This is a genomic window from Brevundimonas sp. DS20 (genome assembly GCF_001310255.1).
GTDB classification, from domain to species: domain Bacteria; phylum Pseudomonadota; class Alphaproteobacteria; order Caulobacterales; family Caulobacteraceae; genus Brevundimonas; species Brevundimonas aurantiaca.
The window spans coordinates 1404401-1420658 of record NZ_CP012897.1 but is presented as its reverse complement, the minus strand read 5'-3'; the positions used below and the strand labels follow the sequence as shown (position 1 = coordinate 1420658).

The window sequence follows — 16258 nt, the reverse complement described above, 5'->3', positions numbered from 1 at the left end:
CCCCATCGTCAAGCGTATTGCTGTGCGCCTCGACCTGCTGCTCCCCCCGCAAGCGGGGGAAGGTCTGAACGCGACACTGCGTCATCTTGAAAAAGCGGCCTGCGGCCACCAACTGCGACGTCTCCGAACAGCGCGCCCTTCCCCTTCGCAGGAGCCCCGATGACGCATGCCGACAGCCTGATTCTCACCCTGGTCGGAGGCTTCGTCCTCGCCTTCGTGTTCGGCATGTTGGCCAATCGTCTGAAACTGTCGCCTCTGGTCGGCTATCTGGTCGCGGGGATCGTCGTCGGTCCCTATACGGCGGGGTTCGTCGCCGATCTGGAACTGGCGCCCCAGTTGGCCGAGATCGGCGTGATCCTGCTGATGTTTGGAGTCGGTCTGCATTTTTCGCCCAAGGATTTGATGCAGGTGCGCAAGGTCGCCGTGCCCGGCGCCCTAGTCCAGATCGCCGCCGCCACCGCCCTGGGCTGGGTCCTGGGCCGGACCTTGTTGGGCCTCGGCGACGTCGAGGCCCTGCTGATGGGCTTCTCCCTTTCGGTCGCCTCCACCGTCGTTCTGCTGCGGGCGCTGGAAGAGCGCAAACAGGTCAAGGGCGAAATCGGGCGGATCGCCGTCGGCTGGCTGATCGTCGAGGACATGGTGATCGTCATCGCCCTGGTCATGCTGCCGATGATCCTCGTCCCGGCCGGAACCCAGGCCGACCTGGGCGCCCTGGGCATGAACATCGGCTGGACCCTGTTGAAGGTAGGCCTGTTCGTCGCCGGCATGCTGGTGGTCGGCGGGCGTCTGATCCCCTGGCTCCTGGTGCGGATCGCCCATACCCGGTCGCGCGAACTCTTCACCCTGGGCGTCCTGGCGATCGCTCTGGGCATCGCCTGGCTGGCCTATTATCTGTTCCATTCGTTCGCCCTCGGCGCCTTCCTCGCCGGGCTGGTCATGAACGCCTCTCCCCTTGGGCATAATGCGGCCGAACGGTCCCTGCCCCTGCGGGACGCCTTCGCCGTCCTGTTCTTCGTCTCGGTGGGCATGCTGTTTGACCCGATGATCCTGGTGCGCGATCCGCTGGCGGTTCTGGGCGTCCTGGCCATCGTCATCGTCGGCAAGTCGCTGGCGGCCCTGGTCATCACCCACGGCTTCAGGCTGGATCGCTCGACCGGCCTGACCGTCGCGGCCTCCCTGGCCCAGATCGGCGAATTCTCCTTCATCCTGGCGGCCTTGGGCGTCTATCTGGGGGCCATGAGCCGAGAGACCCACGATCTGATCCTGGCGGCGGCCCTGCTGTCGATCTCGCTGAACCCCTTCGTCTTCCTGCTGACGGATCGGATGGGAGGGCGGCCCCGCCCGCCCGTCGCCGGCTCGCCCGAGGCCAAACAGGCGGCGATCGACCACGCGGCGGAAAAGGCCGCATCGAATCCGGCCACCGCCTGAGCCGACGCCTCTTGGCGGGCGCTCGGGATCGTCGTTAACTGCGGCCATGGACGAGACCCTTTCAGCCCAGGCGGTGCTTCACTACGGCGACGGGGAGTTCGCAGTGCTGAAGCCCGGCCGTTTCGTGCGCTGCGCCGTGACGGAGAAGCCCATTCCCCTGGAGGTGCTGCGGTACTGGAGCCCCAGCCGGCAGGAAGCCTATTTCGGCCCAGCCGAGTTCATCGCCCGGATGCAGCCTGAATGATCGGCCGCCGGCCGCTGCTGCTGGGCCTGGCCGCTGCGGTTGCGACGCCCCGCGGCCTGGGCGCCGCCGCGCGCGGCGAGACGCCGTCCGCCCTGCCCCTGGCGATGAACGGCGCCTGGCGACAAGGCGGCTACGCCCTGGGTCGCACGGCGCCGCGCGCCCTGATCTTCGTGGACGGAGATGCCTTGAGCACCGCCTCCGCCGACGGCCTGTTCATCGTGGGCTTTGACCGAGACGCCGCCGCAGAGGTGGACATCGAAGCCCGCGACGGCGCGCAATCCACCCGACGCCGCATCGCCGTGGCCCCCTATGACTTCCCCTCGACACGGATCGACGGCCTGCCGCCGGCCACGGTCGAGCCCAGCGATCCGGCCCTGCTGGAGCGCATTCGCCAGGAGGTCCTGGTCAAGACCGAGGCCTTCGCCAGCCGGGCTGATACGGACGACTTCCGCGACGGCTTCGTCTGGCCGCTGGAGACCTATCGCGTCTCCAGCGCCTGGGGCGCCCAGCGCGTTTTGAACGGCACGCCCGCGCGGCCCCATTACGGCGTCGATCTGGCCGCGCCGATCGGAACCGTCATCCGGGCGCCGGCCGACGGCCGCGTCATCTTCACCCGGCCCGACATGCATTTCGAGGGCGGTCTGACCCTGATCGATCATGGTCAGGGGCTGATCAGCGCCTATCTTCACCAGTCGCAGATCGACGTCGCGGCCGGTCAGACCGTTCGTCGCGGCGATCCGATGGGGCGGGTCGGCATGAGCGGCCGCGCGACCGGCCCGCACCTGTGCTGGCGCTTGAAATGGCGCGACCGCAACCTGGACCCCTCGCTTCTGATCGGCGCCCGGCCGCCCGAGCGCCTGGCCTGATTCGCGGCCGCTTGCCTGCCTAAGGGAAATCCCTTATATTGCGCCTTCGTGCTAGGCGGGGGGCCGAATGCCGCATCTTCAATCGCTGAATGTGCTGCTGGTCGATGACAATCAGCACATGCGCACCATCGCAGCGGCCGTCCTGCATTCCGCCGACATCCACCGGGTGTATGAGGCCGGCGACGGGGCGGAAGCCTTCGAGGTTTTGCGCCGTCAGCCCATCGACCTGGCTCTGGTCGATTACAACATGTTCCCGATGGACGGGGTCGAGTTCACCCGGCGGGTCCGGAACCGCCCCGACAGCGCCAACATCTATCTGCCCATCATCATGATGAGCGGCCATGCCGAGAAGCACCGCGTCTACGCCGCCCGCGACGCCGGGGTCACCGAGTTTCTGGTCAAGCCGATCACGGCCAAGGCCATTCTGGACCGGATCAACGCCGTCATCTTCCGACCCCGTCCGTTCGTGAAGACCGCCACCTATTTCGGACCCTGCCGCCGTCGCCGCGAGGCCGACGACTACTGCGGCCCGTTCCGCCGTTCCGCCGACGGGGCGGCCGCTTCCAACGCGGCGTAAACCCGGTCGGGCCACCGTTTGTGGACCCAGAACCAGTCTTCGGGAACTTCGCGCACCCGGTCTTCGACGAAGCGGTTGGCGGCCTGGATTCCGGCCAGGACGGCGGCGGCCTTGTCTTCGGTTTCACGCACTGTGATCGGCTCATGGGCGGTCACGCGAAAGCGCGCCCCAGGCAGCCGCACCACCGACAGCGGCTGCATCACGGTTCCGAACTTCAGGGCCAGCCGCGCCGCGCCCGGCGAGGCGTTGACGGGCTGACCGAAAAACTCGACCTCCGGCCCCTGATTGTATTTCTGGTCGACCAGCAGGGCGATGGAATCGCCCCGCTTCATCCCGGCCATCAGATCGCGCGTCCCGTCCCCCTTGGGCGCGAACAGCCGGATGCCGTAACGCTCTCGGCTCTTGCGGATCTGGGCGTCGACATAGGGATTGTTGGCGGCGCGATAGGTGACTTGGCACGGCACGCCCGAGGCCATGATGACCGCCGCCATGACTTCGAAATTGGCCAGATGGCCCGAGATCAGGACTGCGGGGCGCCCGCTGTCGCGCAGAGCGTGCAGCCGCTCCATCCCCACCACCTCAACCCGCCCACCGGCCGGGGTCAGCTGATCCATCACCGCCAGTTCGGCGAAGGTGCGGCCCGTGCGGTCCCACTGTTCGCGCGCCAGGGCCTCGCGACGATCCGGCGGCATCTCGGGAAAGGCGATGCGCAGATTTCGCATTACCGTCTTCTGCGTACCGGTCAGCGGCCCCAGGGTCCTCAGCAACCAGCCCCCCAGGGCCGAGGCCCGCTCGACGCCCAAAAGGCGCAGGAAGGCGAACAGGGCCTGAAAGCCGACGGCCTCTAGGCGCCAGATGACGTCCTGCTTCCAATCTGTGGCGCGACCGCCCCTTGGGCCGTCTGCGCGCGTGTCTTCACCAGGCAATCGTCAATCCGCCGTCCACCACCAGGGTCTGTCCGGTCACATAGGCCGAAGCAGGGCTGCACAGATAGACCGCCGTGCCCGCGATTTCATCGGGCTGGCCGATCCTTTTCAGCGGCGCCGGCTCAGTGACGGTCTTCAGCAGCTCCGGATTCTCCCACAGATATTTGGCGAAGTCGGTCTGGACCAGGCCCGGCGCAATGCAGTTGACGCGCACATTGGACGGCCCCCACTCCACGGCGAGATTGCGCACCAGCTGCATGTCGGCGGCCTTGGAGATGTTGTAGGCGCCGATCAGGGCGTTGCCGCGCAGGCCTCCGATCGAGGAGATCACCAGGATGGCGCCGTCCTCGCGCTCCACCATCTGGGGGGCGACCATCTGGATCAGCCAATGGTTGGAGATGACGTTGTTCTGAAGGATCTTTTCGAACTGCTCATCGGCGATCCCGGCCATCGGCCCGGCGTAGGGATTGGTCGCGGCGTTGCAGACCAGGATGTCGATTCGGCCGAAGGCGGCGTTGGTTTCATCGACCAGCCGTTGCAGGTCTTCCTTGGAGGCGATGTTGGCCGGAACCGCGATGGCGCGGCCGGCTCCGTACTTTGCGTTGATCTCGGCGGCGGCCTCATCGCAGGGTCCGGCCTTGCGCGAGGATATGACGACCCGGGCGCCGTGTTCGGCCAGACGCTCGGCTATGGCCTTGCCGATGCCGCGCGATGAGCCGGTGATGATGGCGACCTTGCCGGTGAGATCGAACAGTTCCATTGCGTTTCCCTTGAGTTTCGCCGGGTTATTTGCAGCCCGGCTCTAGCCGAACGCCATTGATAGCCTGATACTCAGGCGATTCCATCCGGGAGTGGCCACCGCCAGCCGATGCGCAACCTGACCACGGGCTTTCTCTACTTCGCCTATCTGTTCCTCGGCATGACCGTGGGGGCCTTCCTGTGGCGTGCGGGTTTGGGCGCCGGCGCAGGCGTGGCGGGGGCGATCGGCGCCCTGGGCCTGTTGGGCGCCTTCCACGGCATCGTCACCGGCATGGCGGCGCGCCGCGCTCTGAAGAAGGAAATCGATCAGGTCCGCGAGGCGCATCGGCTGCTGGCCGATGCGATGGAATCGACCCAGGGCGCCCTGACCGAACTGGCCCAGGCCATCGAAAGCGGCGCCTTGTCGGATACTGACGCCCTGACCGGCGAGGTTCGGATGCTGGAGACCCTGGTCCAGCAGATGAGCGACAGCATCGACCAGCGTCTGGCCAGCGCGCCCAATCTGGGCGTCGAGACCTTTGAAGGCCGCCGCCAGGCCCAGTCCAACGTTCTGCTGCGGACCATCCACGAGGCGCTGAGCCAGGGGCGGGTCGATCTCTATCTCCAGCCCGTCGTCTCCCTGCCGCAACGCCGCACCCTCTTCTACGAGAGCTTCACCCGTCTGCGCGACGCCTCCGATCGGGTGATGATGCCGGCGGAGTATCTGTCCCTGGCGGAGGGCGAGGGCCTGGTGCCCGCGATCGACAATCTGCTGCTGTTCCGCTGCGCCCAGATCGTGCGCCGGTTGTCGCGCCAGGACCGCAAGGTCGGGGTCTTCTGCAACGTCGCCCTGACGTCTCTGGGCGACGAGACCTTCTTCCCGCGCTTCCTGGACTTCCTGAACGAGAACCGCGACCTGAACCAGGCCCTGATCTTCGAACTGGGTCAGGCGACCTTCGACGCGCGCGGCGCGGTCGAGGCCCGCAACATGGCCAAGCTGGCGGACCTAGGCTTCCGCTTTTCGCTGGACAAGGTCCAGACCCTGGACCTGGACTTCGCCGATCTGCAGCGCTCGGACGTGAAGTTCATCAAGGTGGCGGCCGATCTGCTGATCGAACAACTGCTGGACCTGGACGGCGGGGCGCCCTTGCGCTCCATGCCCGACATTCAGGCGGCGGACTTCGCCGCCCTGACCCGCCGCTACGGCGTCGAGGTGATCGCTGAAAAGGTCGAGGCGGAACGTCAGGTCGTCGACATCCTCGAACTGGACGTCGCCATGGGCCAGGGCCATCTGTTCGGCGAACCCCGCGCCATCAAGGAACAGGTGCTGGCCGAGACCGACCCTCCGGCCGACTTCATGCGCTCGACCCTGCGCACGGCGGAGCAGCGGCGTCGGTTCAGCTGATCGCCCCATGTCTATCACCTCCCCATGACATGGGGAGGTGGCGCGGCGCGCCTTCCGCGCCGTGACGGAGGGGTGCTTTTCGCAGCCCAGGCGCTTAAGCGGCGTCAAGAGCCCTCCACCGCTTCGCGGTTCCCCCCCCATTTCATGGGGAGGAGACTTTCGTCACGGCGTTAAACCCCCTACTTGCCTGCCCATGACCCTCCCCCACGCCCTGCCCCATCTCCAAGCCGTCGCCGGCGACTACGACATCCTGCTGTGCGACGTCTGGGGGGTGATCCACAATGGACGGGAGAGCTGGGCGGGTCCGTGCGAGGCCCTGACCCGGTTCAACGCCCAGGGCGGCCATGTGGTGCTGATCTCCAACTCGCCGCGTCCGGCTTCTGACGTCGTCGCCCAGCTGGACGGGCTGGGCGTGCCGCGTGAGGCGTGGAAGGCCTTCGTCACCTCGGGCGACGCGACCCGCGCCGAACTGGCCAAGCGCGCCCCCGGCCCGGCGTGGATCGTCGGGCCCGAGCGCGACGCTCCCCTGTACGCCGGTCTGAACCTGGCCCGGACCGACAGCGCCGAGGACGCCGCCTTCATCTCCGTCACCGGGCCGGTCGACGACACGGTGGAGACGCCGGAGGACTATCGTGAACGACTGGCAGTCGGCGCGGCGCGGAATCTGGAGCTGATCTGCGCCAATCCGGATCGGGTGGTCCAACGCGGCGATCAGCTGATCTATTGCGGCGGGGCCTTGGCCGACCTCTATGAGGCCTTGGGCGGCCGGGTCGTCATGGCCGGAAAGCCTTTCGGCCCCATCTACGACCTGGCCTTGAGAGAGGCGGAAGGTCTGCTGGGACGGCCCGTGGACCGGTCGCGCGTCCTGTGCATCGGCGACGGCGTCGTGACCGACGTCATGGGCGCCAACGCCCAAGGCCTGGACTGCCTGTTCATCGCGCAAGGGATCCACGGCGACCAGGCCAGGGGCGAGGACGGACGCCTCGATCCCGCCCGCGCCGGCGAACTTCTGAAGGCTGAAACAACATATGCGCGCTACGCCGCGCTCGAACTGACCTGGTAAGGCTCGCCATTTTGTCGCACCGCCGCTAAAGCCTGATCCATGGTCGAATTGGTTCAGCAACATCCGTCCGGCGGCTACATCCTGGACGAGCTTCACATCGGCATGGCGGCCGAAAAAATCGTCGTGGCGACGGAGGACCGGATTCGGCTGTTCGCCGAGGCGTCCGACGATTTCAACCCCGTGCATCTGGACGAGGCCTTCGCCTCCAAGACCGCCTACCGCGGCCGGATCGCCCACGGCCTGCTCAGCGCCTCCTTCGGCTCGGCCGTGGTCGGGACCATCCTGCCGGGGGCGGGGTCGATCTACATCTCCCAGACCCTGGCCTTCCATCAGCCGGTGCGGATCGACGATGTGGTCCGTATCCGGATCACCGTGATAGAGATCGAGTCCGAGAGCGCACGGGTCAAGCTGAGCTGCGAAGGCTTCGTCGGCGAGACGATGATCATGGACGGGATCGCCGTGGTTCGCGTTCCGCGCCGGCGCAAACCGTCCCAGCGCTGATGCGGAGTACGCGTAATTGGCGCGACTGGCGCGACCTGCCGGAAGCCCTGAGGGGCGCGTCGGTCGCGGTCGGCGCCTTCGACGGCGTGCATCGGGGGCACCAGGCGGTCATTGCAGGGGCGAAGGCCGCCGCCGAACGACTGGGCGCCCCGCTGGGCGTGGTCAGTTTCGATCCCCATCCGCGCCGCTGGTTCCAGCCCGAGGCCGCGCCCTTTCGCCTGATGACCGCCGACCAGATGGCGCGGGCTCTGACGCCCCTGGGGGTCGACATCCTGTATCTGCTCCCGTTCGACGGCGAGATGGCGGGCATGAGCGACGCCGACTTCGCCGAACAGGTGCTGGCCCAGGGTCTGGGCGTGCGACACGCCGCCGTCGGCTTCGACTTCACCTTCGGCAAGGGGCGGTCCGGCTCGCCCGAGGCGCTGCGGGCCTATGGCGAGCGGCTGGGATTCACGGTCTCGGTGGCCGAACGCCTGGACGACGCCGACGGGCTGAAACTGTCGTCCAGCGCCGTGCGCGAGGCCCTGAAGGCCGGGGACATGGACCGGGCCGCCGCCATACTGGGCCGCCCCTTCGCCATCCAGGGCGAGGTGATCCACGGCGACAAGCGCGGCCGCACCATCGGCGTGCCGACCGCCAATATCGCCCTGGGCGACTATATGCGGCCGGCCTACGGCGTCTATGCGACGCGCAGCCGCCTGCCTGACGGCCGTGTGATCGACGGCGTCGCCAGCCTGGGCGTTCGGCCCATGTATGCGCTGGAGAGCCCGCTGCTGGAGGTCTGGCTGTTCGATTTCGACGGCGACCTGTACGGCCAGATCATCGAGACGGAACTGGTCGCCTGGCTGCGCGGCGAGGAAAGCTTCGACGGGCTGGAGGCCTTGAAGGCCCAGATCGACGCCGATGCGGCGGCGGCGCGGAAGATCCTAGCCTCCTAACTTCCGCTTCCTCCCGGCGGGATCAGAGCGGGCGCAACTCCGCCGCAAATCGCTTCCAGTTCTGGACATAGTGTTCGGCCGACATCTGCAACACGGCGATCTGGTCGGGATCGCGTTCGCGCACCACCTTGCCCGGCTGGCCCACCACCAGACTGTTGTCGGGGATGATCTTGCCCTCGGTCAGCAGGGCGTTGGCCCCGATGATGCAGTTGCGGCCGATCTTGACCCCGTTCAGCACCACCGCCCCTATGCCGATCAGGCTGTAATCGCCGATCTCGCAGCCGTGCAGCATGGCCTGGTGGCCGACGGTGACGCCCCGGCCCAGGGTCAGGGGCGAGCCCATGTCGGTGTGCAGCACGCTGCCGTCCTGAATGTTGCTGTCGGGTCCCACGCTGATCGGCTCATTGTCGCCACGCAGCACCGCCCCGAACCAGACGCTGGCGTTGGCGTGCAGAATCACGTTTCCAATCACGGATGCGTTCGGCGCCACCCAGTATTCGCCCTGCGGCGGAAACTGAGGTTTGCTGTCGCCTAATGCGTAAATGGTCATCAGAATGCCGCCTAATCTTCGAAAATTGAGGGCTTTAACAGATTTCTAACCACGATAGCATCTAACTGTTGATGCGATTCGAGGGTCGCCATTTCGGCCCCGGATCCGAAGCCGGATCAAGCCCGATCCGGTCAATTGTCGGGGCTTTCGCTTGGCGCGTTGGGATCCTGGTTCGGTTGTTCGGGAACGGGTTCAGCCCGTTTTGGACGGCCCGGCCGTTGATCCCGGTGGTCGCCGCAGCGCAGGCCGCGACCCCTTCCTCCCCAAGACCAGCCAAGGCGGAACCCGTGTGGGTCCGCCTTTTTTCATGCCCTGGAGGCGTCCATGACCAAGCGTGCGGCAATGAAGCGTCAGTCCCGTGAAAACGGACTCCTGGATTCGCGAGAGTTCATGGAGGAATCAAAGGTGCGGCGCCTGCACGCCCCCCACAACGAACGGTCAGGCTGGTCGCCCTATCCCAACAATGACGACCGGGACCAAGGCTATCTGAAGACGCTGAAGCCCAAGTCGGACGGTCAGCACGAACTGATGGCGGCCATCGACGCGCACAATCTGGTCATGGCCCTGGGACCGGCAGGGACCGGCAAGACCTATCTCGCCGTCGCCAAGGCGGTCGAGGCGCTTGAGGCCGGCAAGGTCGGCCGCATCGTCCTGAGCCGCCCCGCCGTCGAGGCCGGCGAATCGATCGGCTTCCTGCCGGGCGACATGGAGGACAAGCTGGCCCCCTATCTGCGCCCGCTCTACGACGCCCTGTCGGACCGGCTGTCGATGAAACGGGTCAAGGCCCTGATGGCCGAGGGCCTGATCGAAATCGCCCCCATCGGCTATATGCGCGGCCGCACCCTGAACAACGCCTTCATCGTCGTCGATGAGGCCCAGAACTGCACCTATGTGCAGCTGAAGATGCTGCTGACGCGCCTCGGCTGGCATTCGACCATGGTGGTCACGGGCGACCCCCACCAGTCGGACCTGCTGCCCGGCGTGTCCGGCTTGGCGGATATTTCCGCCAGGCTGGAGGCGGTCGACAACATCGCCGTGGTGCGTCTGGCCGAACGCGACATCGTCCGCCACCCGCTGGTGGCCTCGATGATCGGGGTGCTCTGAACGCCCTGCGGGTCTGAGTAGAGGGAGGGCCGGCGTCCCAGTGCGCCGGCCCTCTCTTTTTGCGCGCCCGTCGCCCCATCCGCAGAAGGGCCCTGAAACGACATGTGAACTGGGGGTGTCATAACCACGTTCGATCATGGCCGTTTCGTGTTGTGAACGCTCTCAATCCATGCTTACCTGTTCATGCGAGGGGCCGAAGAGTCTCCGCACAGGGAGCGGAAAGTTGACGGCCTCTCCAGGTCGTCGAACCTCGGCGTCGAAGACGCTATCCGCAAACAGGATCGAAAAGCCTGCGACAGCAGGCGATGCTGTCGGCTGCCCGCCGCCATCATCGATCCTGTGCGGCGCATCCCAACTCTTGTCCTGACGGCGGTCGCCGTCGCGCAATCGGTTCGGGGCGTCTCTTGAAGTTTTCCAAGTCCTTGATGATCAGCCGTCTCGCCCTGGCCTTCGCCGTGGGCGTGACGCCCGCCGGCGCACTCGCGCAGCCGGCGCAGTCTGCGCCCCAGACGGAGACGGCCGCCGCCCAATCGCGCGCCGACGCCCTGCTGGCGCGAATGACGCAGGACGAAAAGCTTCAGCTGATCCACGGCTATTTCCCGCCCATGGCGGCGCGGACGCCGGGCGCCCCAGTCGCCGACATGATTCCCTCGGCCGGCCACATCCCGGGAATTCCCCGCCTGGGCATACCCAATCTGCGCGAAAGCGACGCCAGCCTGGGCGTCGCCAACCAGGTCGAGCAGCGCAAGGGCGACGTCGCCACCGCCCTGCCCTCCAGCCTGGCGACCGCCGCCACCTTCGATCCCGAGATCGCCTACGCCGGCGGGGCCATGATCGGCTCGGAGGCGCGGGCCAAGCGGTTCAACATCCTGCTGGCCGGCGGGGTGAACCTGACGCGCGATCCGTGGGCCGGACGGAATTTCGAATATCTGGGCGAGGATCCTCTGCTGGCCGGGGTCATGGCCGGGGAGCATATCCGCGGCGTCCAGTCGAACAGGATCGTTTCGACCATCAAACATTTCGCCTTCAACGCGCAAGAGACGGGGCGGATGATCATGGATGCGCGGCTGGACGAGGCGTCCCTGCGCGAAAGCGACCTCTTGGCCTTCCAGATCGCCATAGAGCGGGGGAACCCCGGCTCGGTCATGTGCGCCTACAACAAGGTCAACGGCGACTGGGCCTGCGAGAACGACGTCCTGCTGAACCAGGTGCTGAAGCGCGACTGGGCCTATGACGGCTGGGTCATGTCGGACTGGGGCGCGGTCCATTCGACCGAGAAGGCGGCCCTGGCGGGGCTGGACCAAGCCTCGGGTCAGGAGCTGGACCGGGCGCTTTATTTCGACGCGCCCTTCCGGGAGGCTCTGGAAGCCGGACGGATCCCACAGGCGCGGCTGGACGACATGGTGCGCCGCCTGCTGGTCGGCCTGATCCGGACCGGGGTGCTGGACGCGCCCGTGGTGACGACCGAACAGCCGATCGACTACGCCCGCAACGCCGAGGTCGCCCAGCGCGCGGCCGAGGCCGGAATCGTGCTGCTGAAGAACGACGGCGGGGTCCTGCCCCTGGCCAGGACGGCGAAGCGGATCGTGCTGATCGGCGGCCATGCCGACGTCGGCGTCCTGTCGGGCGGCGGATCGTCCCAGGTGCGGTCGGTCGGCGGGGCGCCGGTCGAGATTCCCCTGACCTCGGGGGCCGCAGCCTCGTTCGCGCGGATCACTTGGCATGCGTCCTCACCGCTGAACGCCATTCGGGCGATCGCGCCGGAGGCGACCGTGACCTATGTCGACGGCAAGGATCCGGCGGCTGCGGCTGCTGCGGCGCGAGCGGCGGACGTCGCCGTCGTCTTTGCGACCCAGTGGACCACCGAGGCCCAGGACGTCGAGACCCTGTCCCTGCCCGACGGACAGGACGCCCTGATCGAGGCGGTCGCCGCCGCCAACGACAAGACCGTAGTGGTGCTGGAGACCGGCGGGCCGGTGCTGATGCCCTGGCTGGAGAAGACCCCGGCGGTGATCCAGGCCTGGTATCCCGGCCAGCGCGGCGGCGAGGCCGTCGCCCGCATCCTGTTCGGCGAGGTCAATCCGTCGGGCCGTCTGCCGATCACCTTCCCCGCCTCGGCGGATCAGGCGCCGCGCCCGACGCCGCCGGGCCTCGAGGCGCTGAAGAGCGCCGAGGCCGCAGCCGCCGCCAATCCCGGCGCACCCCAGGCCGGCGAAATCCAGGGTTTCGCGGTGGACTATGCCGAAGGCTCGGACGTCGGTTACCGCTGGTACGAACGCGAAGGCAAGACGCCCCTGTTCCCGTTCGGATACGGCCTCAGCTACACAAGCTTCGCCTATTCCAACCTGGCGGCGTCCAGCGCAGACCAGCTCAGCGTCAGCGTCGATGTGACCAATACCGGCGCGCGGGCCGGCGCCGAGGTTGCGCAACTCTATGTCGCTTCGGGCGATCGGCCCCGCCGTCTGGCCGCCTTTGCGCGGGTGAACCTGGCGCCGGGCGAGACGCGCCGCGTCACCCTGACGGCCGAGCCCCGCATCCTGGCCGAATACGACACCGCCCTGCCCGGCTGGCGCATCACGCCGGGCGATTACCGCATCACCGTCGCCCGCGACGCCGCCGAGCCGGGGTTGAGCGCGACGACCACGCTTTCAGGGTCGACCATCAAACCTTGAACCAATGCCGCACAACAAAACGCGGCGCCACCGAGGAGGGAGAAAGAGATGAGAATCCACAAGAGGCCCATGGTTGCGGCCTTGCTGGCGAGTTCGGCGCTGGTCGCGCCGGCCTACGCCCAGACGGGGGCCCAGACCGCTGAACCGGCGGCGACGCAGGAGCCGACCGAGGTCGGCGAAATCGTCGTGACCGGCATCCGCGCGTCGCAGACCCAGTCGATCAACGTCAAGCGCAATGAGACCGCTTTGGTCGATGCGATTTCGGCGGAAGACATCGGCAAACTGCCTGACGTCACCGTGGCCGATGCCCTGCAACGCATCGCCGGCATCCAGATCCGCCGCACCGCTGGTGAGGGCTCCACCGTCAACATCCGCGGCCTGCCGCAGGTTGTGACCCTGCTGAACGGCGAACAATATCTGAGCCCCGGCAACCTGGGCAGCGCCCAGCCGAACCTGAACGACGTGCCGTCGCAGCTGATGAGCTCGATCGTCGTATTCAAGTCGCAGGACGTGACGAACGCCCTGTCCGGCATCTCCGGCACCATCGATCTGCGCACCCGTCGTCCGATGGACTTCAGCTACGGAACGACCGTCACCGGCGCCGCCGAATACCAGACGGGCGAACGCACTCGTCAGGACGACTACCTGATCAACGGCCTGCTGAACTGGCGCGGCGACCGCATGGGCGTCATGGTCTCGGGCGTGCTCAGCAATTCGAACCTGGGCAATAACTACGCGGGCACCGCCGGCAGCCTGTTCGGCAGCAACGACTGGGGCGGTTCGGGCAACGCTTGGCTGGCGCCCCACGGCTACGAAATGTTCAACCGCGTGGTCGAGCGCGAACGGGTCGGTCTGAACGCCGCCTTCCAGTTCGACATCGAAGACGGCATTCGTCTGACGGCCGAGGCCTTCTACACCAAACAGGACGAGTACAATCGCGCCGCCGGCCTGAACGTCTCCAACCGCTGGAGCGGGCTGGGGTGGACCACCCCGACCGAGTCGACCGACACGGGCCTGGGTTGGCTCGACGTCGAGGAATATGATCTGGACGCCTGGTGGGTGAACTCCTTCACCGTCAACCGCGTCACCAACAATGAGTCCAAGAACTTCAACCTGGAGCTGGACTACGACAAGGGCGGTCCCTTCACCTTCAATGCGCGGGCGATCAAGGCCGAGGCCTCGCTGCTGAGCATGAACGGTCAGGTCCAGGGCGACCTGTCCAACTGGGAGTACGGATCGGACCGCGCCTTCACCCTGTTCCGCCAAGCGGCGGACCGCACCCGCGGCACCTTCTACCCCGCCTCGATCGCCGCCCTGTATCCGGCCTCACGCTATTCCAACAACGTCGTCGGCAGCCAAGGCGGTCGCTACATCACGCCCAACCCCTTCGGTTATGGGGCGGACCCGCAACTGCATATCGATACCGGCGGTTCGAAACTGACCTGGAGCGGGTTCGAAAACAACATCGTCGGCGGCTTGGGCAATGTGCCGCTGAGCCAATATATGTCGAACCTCGATTCCTATACGGTCGGGGCCTATTCATCCGAAGGCAACCAGCGCAACAACTCGGATCTGACCGTTGTCCGTTTCGACGGCTCGTATGAGTTCCAAGAGCGCCCTGCTTTCGGCTTCCTAACCCGCGTCGACGCCGGGGTTCGCCACAGCGGTCGCGAGGTGGAGATCACCAACTTCCATCTGTTCTCGGACTTCTACGCCAATGCCGGCGCCGGCAACCAAGCGGGCTGCTCGGCCCAGTGGAAGGCCATCGACGTCGTGATGGACAATCCGCAGTGCCAGTCTGGCGAGTTCGTGACTAACCCCGGGTTCAATCCGGCCTTGGCGGTTGCGACCACGCCCAGCAGCTGTACGGCCGGCACGGTGGCCAACGCCCCCACCTGCTTCCAGGGCTATACCGTCAACCGCCCCACGCTGCTGCGCGAAAACAACAATACCTACTTCCTGACCGACTTCGGCTCGGTCGCCTCGGGCATTCCGGGGGTGTGGGTGGCTGATCCGCGCGATTTCGACGACCCCCGCGCCTTCCAGCAACGGGTCTTCGGCAACGCCTATGACGTCATCATTCCCGGCAACTCCTATGACGTCGATCTGTATGAGGACAGCGCCTATCTGAACGGCGCCGTCGAGTTCGGCGCCCTGCACGGCGACGTGGGCGTGCGGATGGTCCGGACCGAGCTTCGGGTCCGTCAAAATCAGACCGGCGACGTGCGCGCCTATGGCGACACGAACAACGATGTCGGCGACACGATTTCGAGCCGCAGCTACACGGACTGGCTGCCGTCGGTGAACCTGGCCTACGACTTCAGCGACAAGCTGCGTCTGCGGGCCGCCTACGCCAAAACCATGATCCCGCTGGATCTGGGCAACTACGGCGGCGGCGTCACCATATCGACGGCGGACTCCCAAGGTCCGACGCCCGCCGATCCGACCGCTCCGCCCGTCGGCGTTCGTCGGGTGACCGGGGCCACCCTGTCCGGAAGCCCGGACCTTGACCCTTGGCGTTCGGATAACTTCGATCTGGCGCTGGAGTACTATTACGGCCCGGCGACGATGTTCAACATCGCGGCCTTCCGCCTGAACATCGATAGCTTCGTCACCCGCGCCACCGTCCCCCAGAGCGGGTCATATGCGGACGGCGATGGCGTCATCCGCAGGCTGGTGGACGTCAACCGTCCGGTACAAGGCGACGGCGGCCAGCTTCAAGGCATCGAAATAGGCGCCAAGATCGGTCTGTCGGATTTCATCGACACGCCCATCTGGTCCGATTTCGGCTTCGACGGCAGCTACACCTTCTCGGACAGCTCCTCCAACTCGACGGCCCTGAACGGGGACGAACTGCCGTTCCAGGACAACTCGAAACACTCGCTGAACGCCGCCGTCTGGTACCAGGGCGACAAGCTTCAGGCGCGGGTCGCCTGGAACTATCGCACGCCGCGCCTCAACAGCACGTTCGGCAGCATCCCGATCTATCAGGATACGTCGCAATACGTGGATGTGAACGTGACCTATGACGTCAACGACATGGTCACGGTTTACGCCAACGGATCGAACGTCCTGGGCGAAATCGAGGAGTACTACCTCGAGTTCAAGCCGGGTGCGGAACAGTTCCAGAGCCGCAACGAGTTCGAGCCGCGCTACACCATCGGCGTGCGCGCTCGCTTCTGATCTCTTCCTGAGCAGACTGGCCGGCGGCATTCGTGTCGCCGGCCTCTTTTTTCGCGTATTGGG

General features: G+C 66.5%; 14 protein-coding genes. 11 read left to right on the top strand and 3 right to left on the bottom strand.

Features of this window, described 5'->3' with window-relative positions; translation table 11 throughout:
* Window positions 1–159: 159 nt before the first annotated feature.
* The 4 genes from JL11_RS06815 to JL11_RS06800 all read left to right on the top strand — a co-directional run bounded on the left by JL11_RS06815 (window position 160) and on the right by JL11_RS06800 (window position 3115).
* Window positions 160–1428, top strand: coding sequence for a cation:proton antiporter domain-containing protein (locus JL11_RS06815; protein ID WP_054764999.1), 1269 nt, complete (start codon window positions 160–162; stop codon window positions 1426–1428).
* A 46-nt stretch (window positions 1429–1474) separates the two neighbouring features.
* The gene (locus tag JL11_RS06810; RefSeq protein ID WP_054764998.1) at window positions 1475–1672 is read left to right on the top strand and encodes a DUF2093 domain-containing protein; all 198 of its coding nucleotides are present in this window, start codon (window positions 1475–1477) and stop codon (window positions 1670–1672) included.
* Window positions 1669–2538 carry a M23 family metallopeptidase gene (locus JL11_RS06805; RefSeq protein WP_054764997.1) on the top strand — a complete coding sequence of 290 codons (870 nt, stop codon included), beginning with the start codon at window positions 1669–1671 and terminating at the stop codon, window positions 2536–2538. The genes JL11_RS06810 and JL11_RS06805 overlap by 4 nt, the downstream gene beginning before the upstream one ends.
* A gap of 67 nt (window positions 2539–2605) precedes the next feature.
* Window positions 2606–3115 carry a response regulator gene (locus JL11_RS06800; protein WP_054764996.1) on the top strand — a complete coding sequence of 170 codons (510 nt, stop codon included), beginning with the start codon at window positions 2606–2608 and terminating at the stop codon, window positions 3113–3115.
* On the opposite strand, the gene JL11_RS06795 is transcribed toward JL11_RS06800, so the two are convergent.
* Both JL11_RS06795 and JL11_RS06790 read right to left on the bottom strand, forming a co-directional pair.
* Window positions 3058–4041: a lysophospholipid acyltransferase family protein gene (locus tag JL11_RS06795; RefSeq protein ID WP_054764995.1), complete on the bottom strand. Its 984-nt coding sequence runs from the start codon at window positions 4039–4041 to the stop codon at window positions 3058–3060. The genes JL11_RS06800 and JL11_RS06795 overlap by 58 nt on opposite strands.
* Entirely contained in the window at window positions 4031–4801 is a 771-nt protein-coding gene (locus tag JL11_RS06790; RefSeq protein WP_054764994.1) for an SDR family NAD(P)-dependent oxidoreductase, read from the bottom strand. The genes JL11_RS06795 and JL11_RS06790 overlap by 11 nt, the downstream gene beginning before the upstream one ends.
* Window positions 4802–4909: 108 nt before the next feature.
* Here JL11_RS06790 and tipF point away from each other — a divergent pair, with 108 nt between their 5' ends.
* From tipF to JL11_RS06770, 4 genes are all read left to right on the top strand, one after another.
* Window positions 4910–6184, top strand: coding sequence for a flagella assembly cyclic-di-GMP phosphodiesterase TipF (gene tipF, locus JL11_RS06785; RefSeq protein ID WP_054764993.1), 1275 nt, complete (start codon window positions 4910–4912; stop codon window positions 6182–6184).
* A gap of 193 nt (window positions 6185–6377) precedes the next feature.
* Window positions 6378–7247 carry a TIGR01459 family HAD-type hydrolase gene (locus JL11_RS06780; protein ID WP_054764992.1) on the top strand — a complete coding sequence of 290 codons (870 nt, stop codon included), beginning with the start codon at window positions 6378–6380 and terminating at the stop codon, window positions 7245–7247.
* 39 nt (window positions 7248–7286) lie between these two features.
* Window positions 7287–7748 (top strand): MaoC family dehydratase, encoded by a 462-nt coding sequence (locus JL11_RS06775; protein WP_054764991.1) that lies wholly within the window; start codon window positions 7287–7289, stop codon window positions 7746–7748.
* Window positions 7748–8686: a bifunctional riboflavin kinase/FAD synthetase gene (locus JL11_RS06770; RefSeq protein WP_054764990.1), complete on the top strand. Its 939-nt coding sequence runs from the start codon at window positions 7748–7750 to the stop codon at window positions 8684–8686. The genes JL11_RS06775 and JL11_RS06770 overlap by 1 nt, the downstream gene beginning before the upstream one ends.
* 22 nt (window positions 8687–8708) lie before the next feature.
* Here JL11_RS06770 and JL11_RS06765 read toward each other — a convergent pair whose 3' ends face one another.
* Window positions 8709–9236, bottom strand: a complete 528-nt coding sequence (locus JL11_RS06765) for a gamma carbonic anhydrase family protein (protein ID WP_054764989.1) — start codon at window positions 9234–9236, stop codon at window positions 8709–8711.
* 312 nt (window positions 9237–9548) lie between these two features.
* Here JL11_RS06765 and JL11_RS06760 point away from each other — a divergent pair, with 312 nt between their 5' ends.
* The 3 genes from JL11_RS06760 to JL11_RS06750 all read left to right on the top strand — a co-directional run bounded on the left by JL11_RS06760 (window position 9549) and on the right by JL11_RS06750 (window position 16195).
* Entirely contained in the window at window positions 9549–10340 is a 792-nt protein-coding gene (locus JL11_RS06760; protein WP_152949696.1) for a PhoH family protein, read from the top strand.
* Window positions 10341–10765: 425 nt separating this feature from the next.
* A complete protein-coding gene (locus JL11_RS06755) occupies window positions 10766–13012 on the top strand; it encodes a beta-glucosidase family protein (protein ID WP_054766856.1) in 2247 nt (748 codons plus the stop codon).
* Between the two features lie 48 nt (window positions 13013–13060).
* On the top strand, window positions 13061–16195 hold the full coding sequence (locus tag JL11_RS06750) for a TonB-dependent receptor (protein ID WP_231681419.1): 3135 nt from the start codon (window positions 13061–13063) through the stop codon (window positions 16193–16195).
* Window positions 16196–16258: the final 63 nt, after the last annotated feature.

Coding starts and splice junctions, on each gene's coding strand:
- JL11_RS06815 (WP_054764999.1), top strand. CDS start 160: ATGACGCATGCCGACAGCCTGATTCTCACCCTGGTCGGAGGCTTCGTC.
- JL11_RS06810 (WP_054764998.1), top strand. CDS start 1,475: ATGGACGAGACCCTTTCAGCCCAGGCGGTGCTTCACTACGGCGACGGG.
- JL11_RS06805 (WP_054764997.1), top strand. CDS start 1,669: ATGATCGGCCGCCGGCCGCTGCTGCTGGGCCTGGCCGCTGCGGTTGCG.
- JL11_RS06800 (WP_054764996.1), top strand. CDS start 2,606: ATGCCGCATCTTCAATCGCTGAATGTGCTGCTGGTCGATGACAATCAG.
- JL11_RS06790 (WP_054764994.1), bottom strand. CDS start 4,801: ATGGAACTGTTCGATCTCACCGGCAAGGTCGCCATCATCACCGGCTCA.
- tipF (WP_054764993.1), top strand. CDS start 4,910: ATGCGCAACCTGACCACGGGCTTTCTCTACTTCGCCTATCTGTTCCTC.
- JL11_RS06780 (WP_054764992.1), top strand. CDS start 6,378: ATGACCCTCCCCCACGCCCTGCCCCATCTCCAAGCCGTCGCCGGCGAC.
- JL11_RS06775 (WP_054764991.1), top strand. CDS start 7,287: ATGGTCGAATTGGTTCAGCAACATCCGTCCGGCGGCTACATCCTGGAC.
- JL11_RS06770 (WP_054764990.1), top strand. CDS start 7,748: ATGCGGAGTACGCGTAATTGGCGCGACTGGCGCGACCTGCCGGAAGCC.
- JL11_RS06765 (WP_054764989.1), bottom strand. CDS start 9,236: ATGACCATTTACGCATTAGGCGACAGCAAACCTCAGTTTCCGCCGCAG.
- JL11_RS06755 (WP_054766856.1), top strand. CDS start 10,766: ATGATCAGCCGTCTCGCCCTGGCCTTCGCCGTGGGCGTGACGCCCGCC.
- JL11_RS06750 (WP_231681419.1), top strand. CDS start 13,061: ATGAGAATCCACAAGAGGCCCATGGTTGCGGCCTTGCTGGCGAGTTCG.